General features: G+C 48.5%; 15 protein-coding genes. 3 read left to right on the top strand and 12 right to left on the bottom strand.

Features of this window, described 5'->3' with window-relative positions; translation table 11 throughout:
- The first annotated feature begins 56 nt into the window (after window positions 1–56).
- On the top strand, window positions 57–3,809 hold the full coding sequence (gene metH / locus NB647_RS01245; protein ID WP_269283748.1) for a methionine synthase: 3,753 nt from the start codon (window positions 57–59) through the stop codon (window positions 3,807–3,809).
- Window positions 3,810–3,840: 31 nt separating this feature from the next.
- Entirely contained in the window at window positions 3,841–5,667 is a 1,827-nt protein-coding gene (locus NB647_RS01240; protein ID WP_269283747.1) for a M61 family metallopeptidase, read from the top strand.
- Between the two features lie 40 nt (window positions 5,668–5,707).
- On the opposite strand, the gene trpC is transcribed toward NB647_RS01240, so the two are convergent.
- From trpC to rpmH, 12 genes are all read right to left on the bottom strand, one after another.
- On the bottom strand, window positions 5,708–6,508 hold the full coding sequence (trpC, locus tag NB647_RS01235; RefSeq protein ID WP_269264734.1) for an indole-3-glycerol phosphate synthase TrpC: 801 nt from the start codon (window positions 6,506–6,508) through the stop codon (window positions 5,708–5,710).
- Between the two features lie 12 nt (window positions 6,509–6,520).
- On the bottom strand, window positions 6,521–7,558 hold the full coding sequence (gene trpD / locus NB647_RS01230; RefSeq protein WP_269264733.1) for an anthranilate phosphoribosyltransferase: 1,038 nt from the start codon (window positions 7,556–7,558) through the stop codon (window positions 6,521–6,523).
- Window positions 7,555–8,124: an anthranilate synthase component II gene (locus tag NB647_RS01225; protein WP_269265896.1), complete on the bottom strand. Its 570-nt coding sequence runs from the start codon at window positions 8,122–8,124 to the stop codon at window positions 7,555–7,557. The genes trpD and NB647_RS01225 overlap by 4 nt, the downstream gene beginning before the upstream one ends.
- Window positions 8,125–8,394: 270 nt before the next feature.
- Entirely contained in the window at window positions 8,395–8,583 is a 189-nt protein-coding gene (gene yacG, locus NB647_RS01220) for a DNA gyrase inhibitor YacG (RefSeq protein WP_269264732.1), read from the bottom strand.
- Window positions 8,584–8,586: 3 nt separating this feature from the next.
- Window positions 8,587–9,336 (bottom strand): cell division protein ZapD, encoded by a 750-nt coding sequence (gene zapD, locus NB647_RS01215; protein ID WP_269283745.1) that lies wholly within the window; start codon window positions 9,334–9,336, stop codon window positions 8,587–8,589.
- An 80-nt stretch (window positions 9,337–9,416) separates the two neighbouring features.
- On the bottom strand, window positions 9,417–10,037 hold the full coding sequence (coaE, locus tag NB647_RS01210) for a dephospho-CoA kinase (RefSeq protein ID WP_269283744.1): 621 nt from the start codon (window positions 10,035–10,037) through the stop codon (window positions 9,417–9,419).
- A gap of 406 nt (window positions 10,038–10,443) precedes the next feature.
- Complete coding sequence (gene slmA / locus NB647_RS01205; protein ID WP_269279393.1) at window positions 10,444–11,019, bottom strand: nucleoid occlusion factor SlmA; 576 nt, start codon at window positions 11,017–11,019, stop codon at window positions 10,444–10,446.
- A gap of 21 nt (window positions 11,020–11,040) precedes the next feature.
- Window positions 11,041–11,760 carry an HAD-IA family hydrolase gene (locus NB647_RS01200; protein ID WP_269283743.1) on the bottom strand — a complete coding sequence of 240 codons (720 nt, stop codon included), beginning with the start codon at window positions 11,758–11,760 and terminating at the stop codon, window positions 11,041–11,043.
- Between the two features lie 78 nt (window positions 11,761–11,838).
- A complete protein-coding gene (yidC, locus tag NB647_RS01195; protein WP_269283742.1) occupies window positions 11,839–13,515 on the bottom strand; it encodes a membrane protein insertase YidC in 1,677 nt (558 codons plus the stop codon).
- A gap of 10 nt (window positions 13,516–13,525) precedes the next feature.
- Window positions 13,526–13,807 (bottom strand): membrane protein insertion efficiency factor YidD, encoded by a 282-nt coding sequence (gene yidD, locus NB647_RS01190; RefSeq protein WP_407946867.1) that lies wholly within the window; start codon window positions 13,805–13,807, stop codon window positions 13,526–13,528.
- Window positions 13,801–14,181 carry a ribonuclease P protein component gene (gene rnpA, locus NB647_RS01185; protein WP_269279402.1) on the bottom strand — a complete coding sequence of 127 codons (381 nt, stop codon included), beginning with the start codon at window positions 14,179–14,181 and terminating at the stop codon, window positions 13,801–13,803. Before rnpA ends, yidD begins: the two co-directional genes overlap by 7 nt.
- A 24-nt stretch (window positions 14,182–14,205) precedes the next feature.
- On the bottom strand, window positions 14,206–14,340 hold the full coding sequence (gene rpmH, locus NB647_RS01180) for a 50S ribosomal protein L34 (RefSeq protein ID WP_005878438.1): 135 nt from the start codon (window positions 14,338–14,340) through the stop codon (window positions 14,206–14,208).
- A gap of 349 nt (window positions 14,341–14,689) precedes the next feature.
- On the opposite strand from rpmH, the gene dnaA reads away from it, so the two are divergent.
- Window positions 14,690–16,072 carry a chromosomal replication initiator protein DnaA gene (gene dnaA / locus NB647_RS01175; protein WP_269283740.1) on the top strand — a complete coding sequence of 461 codons (1,383 nt, stop codon included), beginning with the start codon at window positions 14,690–14,692 and terminating at the stop codon, window positions 16,070–16,072.

Below are 16,072 nucleotides of genomic sequence, written 5' to 3'. Positions count from 1 at the left end.
CCATAATACAAATTCGGCAAAGGTTTTTCTTCTTGTGCCAGCTATCTGTTATCCAAATGGAAAATAATTCAACTGAAAACCTTCTTCGCGAAATCATGTCGCACCGTATTCTCATTCTGGACGGTGCCATGGGCACCATGATCCAGCGCTACGGCTTGACTGAAGAGGACTACAGAGGTGGCCCAAACGGACGATTTATCAATTTCGCTCCACCTGCCTCGGCAGGAGACAGGGAACTGTTCGTCAAGGGTAATAATGAACTGCTGTCACTGACCCAGCCGCACATCATCTCTGCCATACACGAACAATACCTGAAAGCGGGAGCTGATGTCATTGAAACCAACACATTCGGCGCAACGACAATCGCCCAGGAAGATTACCATATGGCACATCTCGTCTACGAGATGAATGTCCAGTCCGCCCGGATTGCGAGAAAAATATGCGATAAATATTCCACACCAGAACACCCCCGTTTTGTGGCGGGCTCGATAGGCCCGACACCGCGTACGGCATCGATTTCACCTGATGTCAATGATCCGGGGGCCCGCAATATTACCTTTGACCAGCTTGTCGAAGCCTATTCGGAACAGATCCGCGGACTGGTTGAAGGAGGTGTTGATTTACTGCTGGTCGAAACCGTATTTGACACGTTAAACTGCAAGGCGGCACTTTTTGCGATTGATTCATTTTTCGAAACGACAGGCAAGAAATTGCCGCTCATGATTTCCGGAACGGTAACGGATGCGTCAGGCCGGATTCTTTCAGGACAGACGGTGACGGCCTTCTGGCATTCCATCCGGCATGCCAGACCACTTACCGTGGGTCTGAACTGCGCACTCGGTGCCGCGCTGATGAGGCCCTATGTCGAAGAACTCTCCCGGATAGCAGATACCTACATCTGTATTTATCCGAACGCGGGACTTCCCAATCCGATGAGTGAAACCGGATTCGATGAACTTCCGGAAGATACATCGGCCTTTCTGAAAGAATTTGCCGAAAGCGGTTTCATCAATGTCGTCGGCGGATGTTGCGGTACCACCCCCGATCATATCCGGGCTATAGCGAAGGCAGTCGCACCGTTGCCCCCCAGAAAGATACCGGTCGTTTCGCCCGCCATGCGTTTATCGGGCCTTGAGCCTTTCACAATAGACGACTCTTCCCTTTTCGTGAATGTCGGCGAACGGACCAACGTAACCGGCTCGAAAGCATTTGCCCGCATGATTCTGAACGAAGAATACGACAAGGCATTGGCTGTCGCGCGCCAGCAAGTTGAAAACGGCGCACAGGTTATCGACATCAACATGGATGAAGCCATGCTTGATTCCGTCAGTGCCATGCGCCGTTTTCTGAATCTCATCGCATCCGAACCGGAAATCGCACGGGTTCCGGTTATGCTCGACTCCTCAAAATGGGAAGTGATCGAAACCGGTCTGAAATGTCTTCAGGGAAAATCCATCGTCAATTCGATTTCCCTGAAAGCCGGAGAAGCCGAATTTCTGCGTCAGGCAAAACTCTGCCGGCGATACGGCGCGGCTGTAATCGTCATGGCTTTCGACGAAGCCGGTCAGGCCGATACCTACGAACGCAAGATTTCGATTTGCAAACGGGCATACGACTTGCTGGTCAATACCATCGGTTTTCCTGCCGAAGATATTATTTTCGATCCCAATATATTCGCTGTTGCCACCGGTATCGACGAACATAACAATTATGCAGTCGATTTCATTGAGGCGACACGATGGATCAAGGCAAATCTGCCTCATGCGAAAATAAGCGGCGGCGTTTCCAATGTCAGTTTCAGCCTGCGCGGAAACAATCCCGCACGTGAAGCAATTCATACCGTTTTCCTTTACCATGCCATTGCGGCCGGGATGACAATGGGTATCGTCAATGCCGGCATGATCGGCGTGTACGATGAAATTCCTGAAGCCTTGCGTGAACGGGTCGAAGATGTGGTACTCAACCGGCGACCGGATGCCACGGAACGCCTGATCGAAGTCGCCAACGAATTCCAGGCCGGAGCCAAAAAAGAAAACGACAACCTCCAGTGGCGCACAGAATCTGTCGCCAAACGTCTGACTTATGCCTTCGTCCACGGACTGACCGATTTCATTACCGAAGATACCGGCGAGGCACTTCAGGAAATTCTCAAAAAAGGTGGTCAACCCATCGAAGTGATCGAAGGACCGCTTATGGATGGCATGAATGCCGTTGGCGATCTTTTCGGGCAAGGCAAGATGTTCCTGCCTCAGGTCGTCAAATCGGCACGCGTCATGAAACAGGCTGTCGCTTATCTGGTTCCCTATATCGAGGAACAGAAACGGCAGAGTGGGAGCACCCAATCGAAAGGCAAAATCGTGATCGCCACCGTGAAAGGCGATGTCCACGATATCGGAAAAAACATCGTGGCTGTCGTTCTTCAGTGCAACAACTTCGACGTGATCAATATGGGTGTCATGGTTCCCTGCGAGGAGATTCTTGCCAAGGCCAAGGAAGTCAACGCCGATGCCATCGGGTTGTCCGGCCTGATCACCCCCTCGCTGGAAGAAATGATGCATGTCGCCAGTGAAATGCAGCGTGACGAGTATTTCCGTTCACGCAAAATCCCGCTTTTTGTCGGCGGAGCGACAACAAGCAAAACGCATACCGCCATCAAGATCGCCCCGAATTACGAAGGACCGGTCGTTCAGGTTCCCGATGCTTCCCGTACCGTTACCGTCATCCAGGCCCTGTTGTCCGACAGCATGCGCGAAAAATACATCAAAACGCTGGCAGACGACTATGAACATATCCGCGAACTGCATGCGCAAAAGAAACCGAAGAAACTGTTGTCCCTCAAAGAAGCTCGCACCAACAAGGCCAGACTCTCCTTTGAAGGCGATGGTGCTCCCAGAAAACCGGTTTATCTCGGCCAGCGGTTTCTCAGAAATATCGATCTTGCCGTCTTGTCGGATTATATCGACTGGTCACCCTTTTTCCGCGTCTGGGATTTGGCAGGTTCCTATCCGGACATACTTGGCGATGCCGTCCAAGGTGAAACAGCCAGAAGAGTTTTTGACGACGGCAAAAAAATGCTGGATAAACTGATCCGGGGAAAATGGCTGACAGCCAATGCCACCATTGCGCTGATGCCAGCCAACAGTGTCAATGACGACGACATCGAGATTTACACCGATGAAACCCGTTCGAAAGTTGCATTCACCTATTATGGCCTCAGACAACAGATGGAAAGACCGGTTATCGACGGTATAGCCCGCCCCAATCAGTGTCTTGCCGATTTCATCGCCCCGAAATCTTCCGGCATCAGGGACTACATCGGACTGTTCGGCGTGACAGCCGGGGTCGGTATCGAAAAACAACTCGAAAAATTCGAGGCGGTACAAAACGATTACGATGCCATCATGCTCAAGGCTTTGGCAGACCGACTCGTGGAAGCGCTGGCGGAATACCTGCATCAACTGGTCCGAAGGGATTTATGGGGTTATTCTCCGGATGAACATTTGACAAACGTACAATTAATGAAAGAACAATACCGGGGCATACGACCGGCTCCCGGCTATCCGTCCTGTCCTGAACATACCGTCAAAAGCGATCTGTTCAGCATCCTGAAATGCGAAGAAATCGGTATGAGTCTGACGGAATCCTATGCCATGTTACCGACTGCTTCCATTACCGGATTCTATTTTGCCCATCCTGAAGCCCATTACTTCACACTCGGCAAGATCGGAAAGGATCAGGTAACGGATATGGCGAAAAGACGTCGCGTTTCCGAAGAACAAATCGAGCAATGGCTGGCACCTGTTCTCTAAACAAACCTATTTGAAACAGCAAATCGACGATATGACACAGGCTATTCATTATTCCATCGAAACCCTGGATCTGAACGCACATCTGTTCCGTGTAACCGTCACCGTCACCGATCCGGATGAGAAGGGACAATTGTTCAGACTGCCTGCATGGATACCGGGCAGTTACATGATCAGGGAATTTGCCCGGAACATCGTGCAGATTCACGCTGTTTGCAAAGATCTGCCGGTCAGTTTGTCCAAACTCGACAAGCACACCTGGCAGGCAACCCCTTGCCCGGGAGCACTCACCGTAACCTATGACGTCTATGCCTGGGACCTTTCAGTCAGATCCGCCCATCTCGACCAGACCCATGCTTTCTTCAACGGATCAAGCGTTTTCCTTCAAGCTATCGGTCACGAAACTGTCCCGCATATTGTGGATATCAGAAAACCGGCGGATCCGGCGGCAAAATCATGGCGTGTCGCCACTGCACTGCCTGAATACGAAGCAAAACGTTATGGCTTCGGAACTTACAGAGCGGAAAATTATGATGAACTGATCGATTCCCCTGTTGAAATGGGAAACTTCATTCTCGGCCGGTTTGAAGCATTCGGCATACCGCATGAAATCGCCATTACCGGACGAGTCCCGAATATCGATCTGGAAAGAATCGAAAATGACCTCAGAAAAATTTGCGAAACCGAAATAGCTCTTTTCGAACCGGAAATCCGAAAAGCGCCTGTCACACGATACATATTTCTGATCATGGTCGTCAAAAACGGTTATGGCGGTCTGGAACACAGATCCTCGACAGCCCTGCTTTGTTCGAGATCATCCCTGCCGGCCAAAAACAGCCATGCCACCGCCCCACAGAAAATCAATGAGGACTATCTGCAATTTCTCGGACTTTGCAGTCATGAATATTTTCACACATGGAACGTCAAACGAATCAAACCGGCGGTTTTCGCTCCCTATGATCTGCAACAGGAAACATACACCCGGCTTTTGTGGCTCTTTGAGGGATTCACCAGTTATTACGATGACCTGACCATTGCCCGGAGCGGCATCATAGATGCAAGTACTTACTTGCAGCAAATTGCCAATACTATCAACAATGTCATGCGTGGACGTGGACATCTCAAACAAAGTGTTGCCGAAGCCAGTTTCGATGCATGGATCAAATATTATCGGCAGGATGAAAACTCCCCGAATGCACTGGTCAGCTATTACACGAAAGGTTCCCTTGTTGCCCTGGCACTTGACTTGACCATCCGGTTGGAAACGAACCATTCCAAATCACTCGATGATGTCATGCGTGCACTATGGCAGCGATACGGCCGCGATTTTTACCGGGGTAAAAATCGCGGAATCACTGACTCTGAAGCGGAAACACTCATACAGGAAATCAGTGGACTGAATCTTCGCGAATTTTTCCAGAAATATATTTATGGCACCGAAACACCGCCACTAAAAGACCTGCTCGCCTCATTCGGTGTTTCCATGAACGATATGAGCAACAACACAAAACCGGGACTGGACATACGGGTCAAGCGTTCAGGAAGCGATTGCCTTGTCACCCATGTTTACGAGGGAGGAACGGCTCATCGGGCAGGTATTTCGGCAGGCGATGTTCTGCTGGCTATCGACGGCCTGAGAGTCTCGGCGGAAAATCCGGTCGCCAACCTTGAAAAGCAGCTTGCACGCTATTCAACCGGCGAGACCGTCAGTATTCACGTTTTCCGCCGGGATGAACTGATGAAATTCGATACCGTCCTGGTCGGCGAACACGCTCCGAAGTATACTCTGACCTTATCCAAGGAAGAAACTGCTTCAATGAAAGACGCCCGCCGGCACTGGTTGCAATCGCGGAAAACCTGACAAAATTCTACCGCTATCACCGAATGCGATGGCGAAGAAATCAGGCAAAAAGTTTTGCCAGTTCTTCGCCCGGTTCTTTTGCACGCATGAAAGCCTCTCCAACCAGAAAGGCGTTTACACCGGCTTCTCTCATCCTGAGAACATCATCTCTTTGCAAAATCCCTGATTCTGTAACAACCAGCTTGTCTTTTGGCAAACCCGGCAACAAATTGATTGTATTCTGGATAGACGTTCTGAATGTTTTCAAGTCACGATTATTGATTCCGAGAAGAGCTGTTTCAAGTTGCAATGCGCGCTCCAGCTCTTCCGCATTATGAACTTCAACCAGAACATTCATACCCAGACCGGATGCACATGCCTCAAGCTCCGCCATCTGACTGTCTTCCAGCGCGGCAACGATCAGCAGAATACAGTCGGCGCCCCATGCTGCAGCTTCGTAAACCTGATAAGGATCAATCATGAAATCTTTCCTCAACACCGGCAAGGTACAAGCTCTTTTCGCCTCGATCAAATAGCCCGGATCCCCTTTGAAAAACTCTTTATCAGTAAGTACTGACAAACAGGCTGCGCCATATTTTTCATAGCTTGCCGCAATTTCCGCGGGATAAAACAACTCCCGTATAATACCTTTGGAAGGGGATGCCTTTTTTACCTCGGCAATAACCGCAGATACCCCTTCTGCCAATTTTGCCCGAAGCGCACCTTCAAAATGGCGCCGATTGTTCCTGATCCCGATATCGCCTTCCACCTGCGCCTGCAAGGCGGCAAATGACTGTTTCCGTCTGGCATCCTCGATTTCGGTTTTCTTGACGGAAAGAATCCTGTGCAGAATATCCGACATAACAACGTGCTCCTAATTCCGGTTAACGGATTGTGTAAATCCGACAAACTGATCCAGTTTCATCCGGGCAGCACCCGACTCAATCGCGGCTCTTGCCTGAGCCAGACCATCGGCAATTGACCTGGCTTTACCGGCAGCATACAATGCCGCACCGGCATTCAGGGCAATGATATCTGCCGCCGGGGTCGGTCTGTTGTTCAGCGTATCCAGAACGATCCGCCTGGATTCTTCGGCATTGGCCACCTGAAAATTCCTGCTGGCATACATCCTGATACCGAAATCTTCGGGATGAATGTCATATTCACGGACTTTTCCGTCCGACAGTTCACCGACAAGCGTACTGGCCCCCAAGGAAATTTCATCCAGATTGTCCCTTCCCCAGACAACCAGAGCCCGTTTCAACCCCATTTTCTGCAAAACACGAACCTGAATGCCGACAAGATCGGGATGAAAGACTCCCATCATGATATTGTCGGCATAAGCAGGATTCGTCAAAGGCCCGAGGATATTGAAAATCGTCCTCACTCCCAGTTCCTCACGTACGGCCTTTGCATGTTTCATGGCTGCATGATGATTGGGGGCATACATGAAACCGATACCGACCTCTTCAATAGATCGGGCGATCTGTTCGGGAGAAAGATCGATATTGACATTCAGCGCTTCCAGCAGATCAGCACTCCCCGAAGACGATGACACACTGCGGCTTCCATGTTTTGCCACCTGTGCACCACAGGCTGCGGCAACAAACATGGATGCCGTCGAAATATTGAAAGTATGAGCACCATCCCCCCCTGTTCCGACAATATCGAGAAGATTTTCTGGGTGCCTTACCTTCACTTTCAGGGAAAATTCCCTCATCACCTGTGCTGCTGCAGCAATTTCACCAACCGTTTCCTTTTTGACACGGAGTCCGATCGTCAGTGCCGCTATCATGAGTGGTGACATCTCTCCGCTCATGATACTGCGGAACAGCGACAGCATTTCATCATGAAAAATTTCACGATGTTCAATACATCTTAAAAGTGCTTCCTGTGGCTTGATCGATGTCATGACTGCCTCCCGATGAAATTACTGAGCAATGAATGACCTTCTTCGGAAAGAATGGACTCCGGATGGAACTGCACTCCTTCAATGGCGTATTGTTTATGACGGACTCCCATGATTTCTCCATCTTCCGTCCAGGCCGTTATTTCCAGACATTCCGGCAGGCTTTCCCTCTCAATTGCCAGTGAATGATACCGGGTTACGGTAAACGGATTGGGTAATCCCCGGAAAACACCTTTGTCATTGTGAAAAACAGGAGAAGTTTTGCCATGCATGACCTGCTTGGCCCGAACGATTTTTCCACCGAATGCCGCACCGATGGACTGATGGCCAAGACAAACACCGAAAATAGGCTTTTTGCCGGCGAAATATCTCAATACTTCCAGAGAAATACCCGCCTCATAGGGTGTCTTTGGCCCCGGAGAAATACAGATATGATCCGGATTCAGCTTTTCGATCTGATCCAGAGATATCTCGTCGTTGCGGTAAGTCTCGACATCGGTTCCCAGTTCACCGAAATACTGAACCAGGTTATAGGTAAAGGAATCGTAATTGTCTATCATCAGCAACATGACATCACCCTTGCAATATTTTTTGGGAAACACAATTGATCCGTGCTTTATCCGGTTATGGCTCGATATTCAGAACCAGTCGGAATCAGAAGAAAGGCGCGCACGAAAAGCGCATAGGAAGTTATCAGGCTCTTGGCTTGCGCCAACGCCAGTGCTGGGTGAGAAGAATAACTGCTGAATGAAGAACTGTTTTGCACATAATGCAAATTATTGCCTAAGCATTCCAACTTATCAAGACTATCAAGACAAATTTCCTTTTGCCATCGAAACTCATTTTACCCCGATCGTTCCGTCATCCTCACTGTCCTCATCCTCAACAGCGAAAACCTTGTATTTTTCTTCCGCCCATGCGCCCAAATCGATCTGTTTGCAACGCTCGGAACAAAACGGACGATACCGGTTAGATTCCTTCCATTCCACTTCTTTGCCACATACGGGGCATTTAACGATCGTAACCATGTCTCAGCATAAGGTCAATTCACAAGGTATATCTTCCTCAAACGGTTTAGGTTTCATCGTGCCATCCTGCTTTGTGAACCGGATCCAGAGCATATATTTGTTCGCGGAAGCTTCGGGAATAGCGCCACTTCTGGAATCAATCCGCAAACGCAACATCTGGTGTACCTTTCCCTGCAGCATTTGCTGATAACTTCCGGAATGGGCGATTATTTTAAACTGAATGCCTGACGCACGCAGCAACCTCAAAACCAACCCGACAGCGTTGATCAGCGATTGCATGGGCGAGAACCACTCGGCAATATCCCTGGCCCGTTCATCAGGAGAACGATGTTGCCATGCATAATAAGACGGCAAATCGAATTCACAAGCTCCTCCCGGAATAATGGTTCTTCCCCGGACACTCATCAGCCATTCGTTTTCCCGAATACTCTGCCCGGTTTTGCCATGTGTGTTCACCAGAGCCGTACTGACATTATCGATTTCGCGCAATACATCGTCGAGTACAGTTCTCTGAATATTCGGATGTGACTGAAATCCGGACAATATTTGTTTCTGGCGTTCCAGTTCCTGCAAGAGATCTGACTTGAGATCGGAACGGCTTGCGACCTCCAGCATTTCAAAAACAGTTGTCAGGGCGACATGATGTTGCAGGGCATGGCCCTGATGCAGAAAGAAGGAGTATCTTTCATGCAAATCTTCAAGCCGCAACAAAGTACGGATACGTTCGTTGAAAGGGTATTCGTAAATTATCAATGTGAGGCCTCTTTCAATGTCGATGTCTCATCTTCTCACGATTCTGAAGGAACCGTACGAAAAAAACAAACCGTACGAACTCATGAAGCGGAATTTTCCGCCAGTTTTTTATAGGCAGCATGCAAATATTCCACTTTTCGCGCTACCTCATCAATACCACGATCATTTTCAATGACATCATCGGCCATCGACAAACGTTTTTCCCGGGATGCCTGCGTTGCCATAATGGTCCTGACCTGTTCTGCCGACATATTGTTACGCCTTATGACTCTCGAAACCTGCAACTCTTCCGGACAATCGACAACAAGCACTCTTGTTCCCATACCGTGCCATATCGGCAATTCGACCAGCAACGGATTGACAAAAATGACATAGTCCCCTTTTGCTTCCTGTGCCTGGCGTAACGAAACGTCCCTGATCAATGGATGAAGGATCGCTTCCAGCTTCAAACGTTCCCTGGCATCCGAGAAAACATGTTCCCTCATCATGGCACGATCCATCGCTCCGTCCGGTCGAATGAATTGCGAACCGAACTCCTTGCGGATTGGCCCAATCCCTTCCCCGCCAGGAGCAGTCAGATTTCTGGCGACTTCATCTGCATCCACAACGGATGCGCCCAGATCGGCAAACATGTTCGCCACCAGTGTTTTGCCACTTCCGATCCCTCCAGTCAGACCAATCGAAAAATTTTTATAATTCATTTTAGGAGAATTTTTCACGAAAAATTTAAGAAAAATCATTCAGAGTCAGCGTCAGCCACCTGCCATACAATAGAATCGGCGATACAGCAATTACAGGATAAAGAGCGAACAGAAAATACCACGTTTACGCTAACGACATTTGATTGTCATTTTAATGCACCCGACCTGAATTTCCATCAGGAAGGACTCATTATCATGGCAATTAACGGGAGCATCCCCCCTGATCATACCGACGCGGGATTAAAAAACGCCGTCCATCAAACCGCCTTTCCAACGATCCCTTTTCCAACGGCATCAGTTTTTCAAAAACCGAAACCCCATTTGCGGCAATTCCGGTATACAGTTCCAATCGATAATGACTGCCACAAAACGTGATTTTCTCACCGGAGTTCCCACAACAACCCTGTCAGGAAAGAATGAAGTTGATCTGTTCCTGCATACCTCCAGTCGGATTTTCCTTGAATTGTGTTTTCACAAAACGGAACAGTTTGCCGATAATATAACTCATCATCAAATTACTTTTGACTGTGACCCATTCTTCTTTGGTTTGTCCTTGGACAACCGCAAGACGCAAACACTGTCTGAGAGTCAGTTCAACCCGATCAAAAAACTGGTTCATACGCAATTGCAGGCGGCCATCTTCATTGACCAGCGCATCGCCGATCATCACCCGTGTCATACCCGGATTACGTGCTGCGAAATTGAGCAGCAGCATGGAAACAGACTGTGTCTGCAGCAATCCGTTTTCTTCCTTTTCGTTAATCTGGTTAATCACGCCAAATACGCTCGATTCGATAAATTCGATCAAACCTTCGAACATCTGGGCCTTGCTGGCAAAATGCCGGTACAGGGCCGCTTCGGATATGGAAAGACGCCGTGCCAGAGCTGCCGTCGTTATTTTTTCTCCACGTGGTTCTTCAAGCATCTGTGCCAGTGCCTGTAATATTTGCAGTTTTCTTTCTCCGGATCTGGTTGTACCCATAATTGACGACAAAATGAAAAATTAACAAAAACGTTCCAAATAATGCGGTAATCGGCGAACAGAGGTCATTTTCAGATCTATGAATGCCGGCCTGCCAGCCTGTCTCTTTCCTGACGGGTATGGATAGGAATGTTGGGAAAAACGACCCCTGTCGAGATATCGTGTCACCAGAACAGTCTTCATACCCATTGCCTTGGCTTTTTTCAGAATATGGATATTATCTTCCACAAGCACACAATCTTCCGGTCGTACTTTAAGCATCGCCAACAATTTGCGAAAAAATTTTCCGGATGGCTTGGGTTCGAATTTTCCGAAAACACGCATGGATTCTATGGCAATATGTTTTTCGAAAAATTGATGGACCCCCAACAGCTTCAATATGTCTGCCGAATAACGATAAGCCGAATTTGTCAAAAGAACTTTTCTGCCCGGCAGCTTTCTGAACAATACAGGAAGACCTCTTTCCGCACTGAGCAATGACTTCAGATCATAAAAGCGATGGGCAGCTTCCAGAAAATCCCTAGCTCTCTGATCCAGAACCTTGCTGATACCCAGCAGAGTCGCACCGAATCGTTTCCAGTATTCGATCCTCAACTGATTGGCCGCTTCAGTCGACAGACGAACATCACCATTTTTTTTCATATATACGGAGAGAAAGGCATTCATATTCGCACTGATCTCCGGAAATATGGCAAGCGAGGCATTATGCAAAGTATTGTCGAGATCGAACAACCAGATCATCACCCATTCCATCAAAAAAGTTTCTGACACAAAAAAGCCCATGCATGCACACGGGCTTTTTTCGGGAGCGGTCTGAAATTAGACCGCTTTTTTGGTTGGTGTATTCCCGTACCGTTTGTTAATCCAGTACTGCTGGGCAATTGACAACAAATTGTTGACGACCCAGTACAGAACCAGACCCGCCGGAAAGAAAAAGAATGTGATCGAAAACACGATCGGCAGAAACATCATCAGTTTGGCCTGCAACGGGTCTGGTGGAGGCGGACTCATTTTCTGGGTCAGGAACATGGATCCGGCCATCACGATCGGCAAAATGAAAAACGGATCAGGTGCCGCCAGATTATGAATCCAGCCAAGCCACGGTGCATTTCTGATTTCTACACTGGCAAGCAATACCCAATACAGTGAGATGAATACCGGAATCTGGACAACGACCGGCAGACATCCTCCCAGAGGATTGATTTTTTCAGCCTTGTAAAGTGCCATCAATTCCTGGTTCATGCGCTGCTTGTCATCCTTGTAACGCTCACGCAATTGCTGGATTCTTGGCGTAAACTGCTTCATCCTTGCCATGCTTTTGTAACTGGCCGCAGACAACGGCAGGAAAAGAAGCTTGATCAGACAAGTCAGAATGATGATCGTCCATCCCCAGTTACCCACTTCATTGTGAATATGGGTCATCAGCCAGAAAATCGGTTTGGCGATAATCGTCAGCCAGCCATAATCCTTGACCAGTTCCAGACCGGGTGCAGTCTGCTCCAGAATAGCCGATTCCTGGGGTCCGACATACAATCTTGATTCATTATCGGCAGAAGCATTCGGACCAAGAGTACCCAGCGGAATAACCGTTCCGATTGTATAAAGATCCTCTCCGACTTTCTTGGTATAGTTTTCGCGATCAATCTTGTCTTCCGGAATGAAAGCGGAAACGAAGTAATGCTGCACCATCGCAATCCATCCGTTATCGGTTTTGGTCACGTGGCTGGCACCTTTGGCTTCACCAATATCGTCAAACTTCAGTTTCTGGAATTTGTCGTCCTGTGAATAAACGGCAGGTCCGGTAAATGTACTGATAAACCGGGACTGACCTTCCGGCCTGCTGCTGTCTCTCAACAACTGGAGATACAGGGAAGCATCAATCGGCTCATTAGTCAGATTCGTCACTTTCTGATTGACATCGACCACATAGCTTCCCCGTTTGAATGTATAGGTTTTTGTCAGACGAACACCATTTTGCTCGGCATCCATGACCAGCTTGATTTCATCCATGCCATCAGCGAGGGAACGCTCCCCGGGCCGAATCGTGAAACGGGTTGCATGATTCGGATACGCTCCACCTGTCAGACCAGTCTGTGCGAGATACACATGCGGCGGTTCCGATTTGAAAAGAACCATGTCCTTTTCTGTATCAACCGTATCCGGATACTTGAACAACTGCAAATACTGGAAAACACCGCCATCGGAAGACACTTTCGCCTTGAGAACATCCGTTGTTATCGTAACCAGTTCAGGCTGTTTTTCATGCACAACTTTCCGGGCTTCAGCCGCCGCAGCGACAGGCGGCGTTCCCTTTTCAACCGGTACAGCCGCCGTCTCCACAGGTACCTCAGGCAAATTTGCATTGGGATCGGTTTTTTTGGCTTCATGCCGGAATATCAGAGATGAACCACCACGATACACCTGCCAGTTATCCCAAAGCATAAACAGCGATATTGCTAGAATCAGCAATAGCGTAGTACGTTTTTTGGTGTCCATAATTTACTTTTCAAATATTTTTGCCGTCATTTCCGAACGACACACCACAATTACAACCGGACTTTTTTTCAGGTACAGGATCATAACCCCCCGGATGGAACGGATGACATTTGCATAACCGCATAAGTGTCAGAACAATTCCCCTGAAACAGCCGTGCACGGAAATCGCTTTCAATGCATATTGCGAACAAGTCGGGTAAAAACGACAATTTTGCCCCAGATACGGGCTGATACACAACTGATATCCCCGAATTAAAATGATAAGCAGCCATTTCAAGGGAGATTTCACCATAGTCGGTTTTTCTGATTTGTTTTCCGTGAAGCGATCAAACGGTACACCTCCTCACGAAGAATACGTTTCAGTCGGGAACTGGTCGCCGGTCCTTTGCGGGCATTCACAGCAGACGTCATACGGATAATACAATCGAATGCCGGCATTTGCATACAACGGAATACTTCCCTGCATACTCTTTTGACCGTATTACGTGTAACGGCCCGTGGTGCAAACCGCTTGGCGACAACGATGCCGAGCCGGGCATGTGTCAGTTTGTTCAAACGTGCAAATAGGACAAAATGTTCTGTCCGTGCACATGGACGCATACGAAAAACGGATGAAAAATCATCCGTTTTGACGATACGCCGATCGGAAGAGAATTTTCCGTTCACACAATCAGCTTGATGAATACCAGCCTAGACAGCCAGACGTTTACGGCCTTTTGCACGACGTGCATTCAGAACTGCCCGGCCGTTTTTGGTTGCCATGCGGGCACGAAAACCGTGGGTGCGTTTACGACGCACGACTGAGGGTTGATAAGTACGTTTCATGATGGTCTCGCTAATCAGCAAAAAAAATTCAGAATATGATGCAATCTGCCCTGATCAATCAGTTACCGGCAATCGGTTGCATTAATCAAAACAAAACATCAAGTTATGCGCAAGGAACCAATGATTAGACCGTAGTTTCACCCTTTCTGTCAATATGAATCTGTACTGATATGCGGAAATCGGTCAAAAAACAGACGTCGCCTGTGGATAACTCGGCTGATTCAAGGTAAAATAGCTATTTATGGAAACAGGTACCGGTCTTCACCCTGCTACTTCGGATTGCCTCTCATCGGATATCAAAAATCGCTTTTCACCTGCAAACAGCGATTGCAGGGTTTATCGTTGAAATATGAAAAATTTTTGGCAAAACTGCTTGTCGCGACTGGAACTGGAATTGACTCCCCAGCAATTCAGTGCGTGGATAAAGCCTCTTGTCCCGCTGGATTACAATGACAGCATACTCCGTATCGCCGCTCCCAATCGTTTCAAGCTGGATTGGGTCAAAACCCAGTACGCGGACAGAATCACCGCACTGGCTTCCCAGTTTCTTGACGCATCGGTAGAAGTACAGTTCATATTAAACCCTCAACCACGGACTTCTTCTCCGGCCAGAACCGTTTCGCCTGTCTCCGGAATGGATTCATCGTCATCCGAAAACAGTCCGGTCGAAATCAATCACAAGGTTGCGGCTATGGAAACACCTGTCCGCGAACAAAGCCGAATCAATGCCGAAATGACTTTCGACAGTTTTGTGACAGGCAAAGCCAACCAGCTTGCCCGGGCTGCGGCCATTCAGGTAGCCAACAATCCGGGCGTTTCCTACAATCCGCTTTACCTGTTCGGCGGCGTCGGCCTTGGAAAAACCCACCTGATTCATGCCATCGGCAACCAAGTCCTGCAGGACATTCCATCCGCCCGTATCCGTTATATCCATGCCGAGCAATACGTCCGTGACGTCGTTACGGCCTACCAGCGAAAAGGTTTCGATGACTTCAAGCGCTATTATCATTCACTGGATATGCTTCTCATCGACGATATCCAGTTTTTCTCCGGTAAAAGCCGGACACAGGAAGAATTTTTCTATGCTTTCGAGGCACTGATCGCGGCAAGAAAACAGATTATCATTACCAGCGATACCTACCCGAAAGAAATATCGGGAATGGATGACAGGCTGACTTCCCGTTTCGATTCAGGACTTACCGTCGCTATCGAACCGCCTGAACTTGAAATGCGCGTCGCCATTCTGATCAAGAAAGCCGGACAGGAAGGTATTCAACTGTCCGATGACGTTGCCTTTTTCGTTGCAAAACATTTGCGTTCCAATGTCCGTGAACTCGAGGGCGCCCTGCGAAAAATACTTGCCTTTTCACGCTTTCACGGACGGGATATCACGATCGAACTCACGAAAGAAGCCCTTAAAGACCTGTTGTCCGTACAAAACCGGCAAATTTCCGTTGAAAATATCCAGAAAACTGTCGCTGATTTTTTCCGGATCAAGGTAGCTGACATGTATTCCAAAAGACGCCCGGCCAATATCGCACGGCCCCGGCAGATAGCCATGTACCTGACCAAAGAGCTGACCCAGAAAAGTCTTCCCGAAATTGGAGAATTGTTCGGGGGACGCGACCATACAACCGTTTTGCATGCTGTCCGGAAAATTGCCCAGGACCGTTTGAAGAATCCTGAATGCAATCATGAACTGCATGTGCTTGAGCAAACTTTGAAAGGTTGA

It is taken from the genome of Oxalobacter aliiformigenes (genome assembly GCF_027116575.1).
GTDB lineage: Bacteria > Pseudomonadota > Gammaproteobacteria > Burkholderiales > Burkholderiaceae_D > Oxalobacter > Oxalobacter aliiformigenes.
The sequence above is the reverse complement of the archived record's forward strand: the minus strand, read 5'-3'. Positions and strand labels throughout refer to the sequence as shown.

Excerpts from the sequence above, each read along its gene's own strand:
- trpD (WP_269264733.1), bottom strand. The coding sequence starts at position 7,558 with ATGACATCGATCAAGCCACAGGAAGCACTTTTAAGATGTATTGAACAT.
- coaE (WP_269283744.1), bottom strand. The coding sequence starts at position 10,037 with ATGAATTATAAAAATTTTTCGATTGGTCTGACTGGAGGGATCGGAAGT.
- yacG (WP_269264732.1), bottom strand. The coding sequence starts at position 8,583 with ATGGTTACGATCGTTAAATGCCCCGTATGTGGCAAAGAAGTGGAATGG.
- NB647_RS01200 (WP_269283743.1), bottom strand. The coding sequence starts at position 11,760 with ATGATCTGGTTGTTCGATCTCGACAATACTTTGCATAATGCCTCGCTT.
- metH (WP_269283748.1), top strand. The coding sequence starts at position 57 with ATGGAAAATAATTCAACTGAAAACCTTCTTCGCGAAATCATGTCGCAC.
- slmA (WP_269279393.1), bottom strand. The coding sequence starts at position 11,019 with ATGGGTACAACCAGATCCGGAGAAAGAAAACTGCAAATATTACAGGCA.
- yidD (WP_407946867.1), bottom strand. The coding sequence starts at position 13,807 with ATGGTGAAATCTCCCTTGAAATGGCTGCTTATCATTTTAATTCGGGGA.
- rpmH (WP_005878438.1), bottom strand. The coding sequence starts at position 14,340 with ATGAAACGTACTTATCAACCCTCAGTCGTGCGTCGTAAACGCACCCAC.
- NB647_RS01225 (WP_269265896.1), bottom strand. The coding sequence starts at position 8,124 with ATGTTGCTGATGATAGACAATTACGATTCCTTTACCTATAACCTGGTT.
- trpC (WP_269264734.1), bottom strand. The coding sequence starts at position 6,508 with ATGTCGGATATTCTGCACAGGATTCTTTCCGTCAAGAAAACCGAAATC.
- dnaA (WP_269283740.1), top strand. The coding sequence starts at position 14,690 with ATGAAAAATTTTTGGCAAAACTGCTTGTCGCGACTGGAACTGGAATTG.
- yidC (WP_269283742.1), bottom strand. The coding sequence starts at position 13,515 with ATGGACACCAAAAAACGTACTACGCTATTGCTGATTCTAGCAATATCG.
- NB647_RS01240 (WP_269283747.1), top strand. The coding sequence starts at position 3,841 with ATGACACAGGCTATTCATTATTCCATCGAAACCCTGGATCTGAACGCA.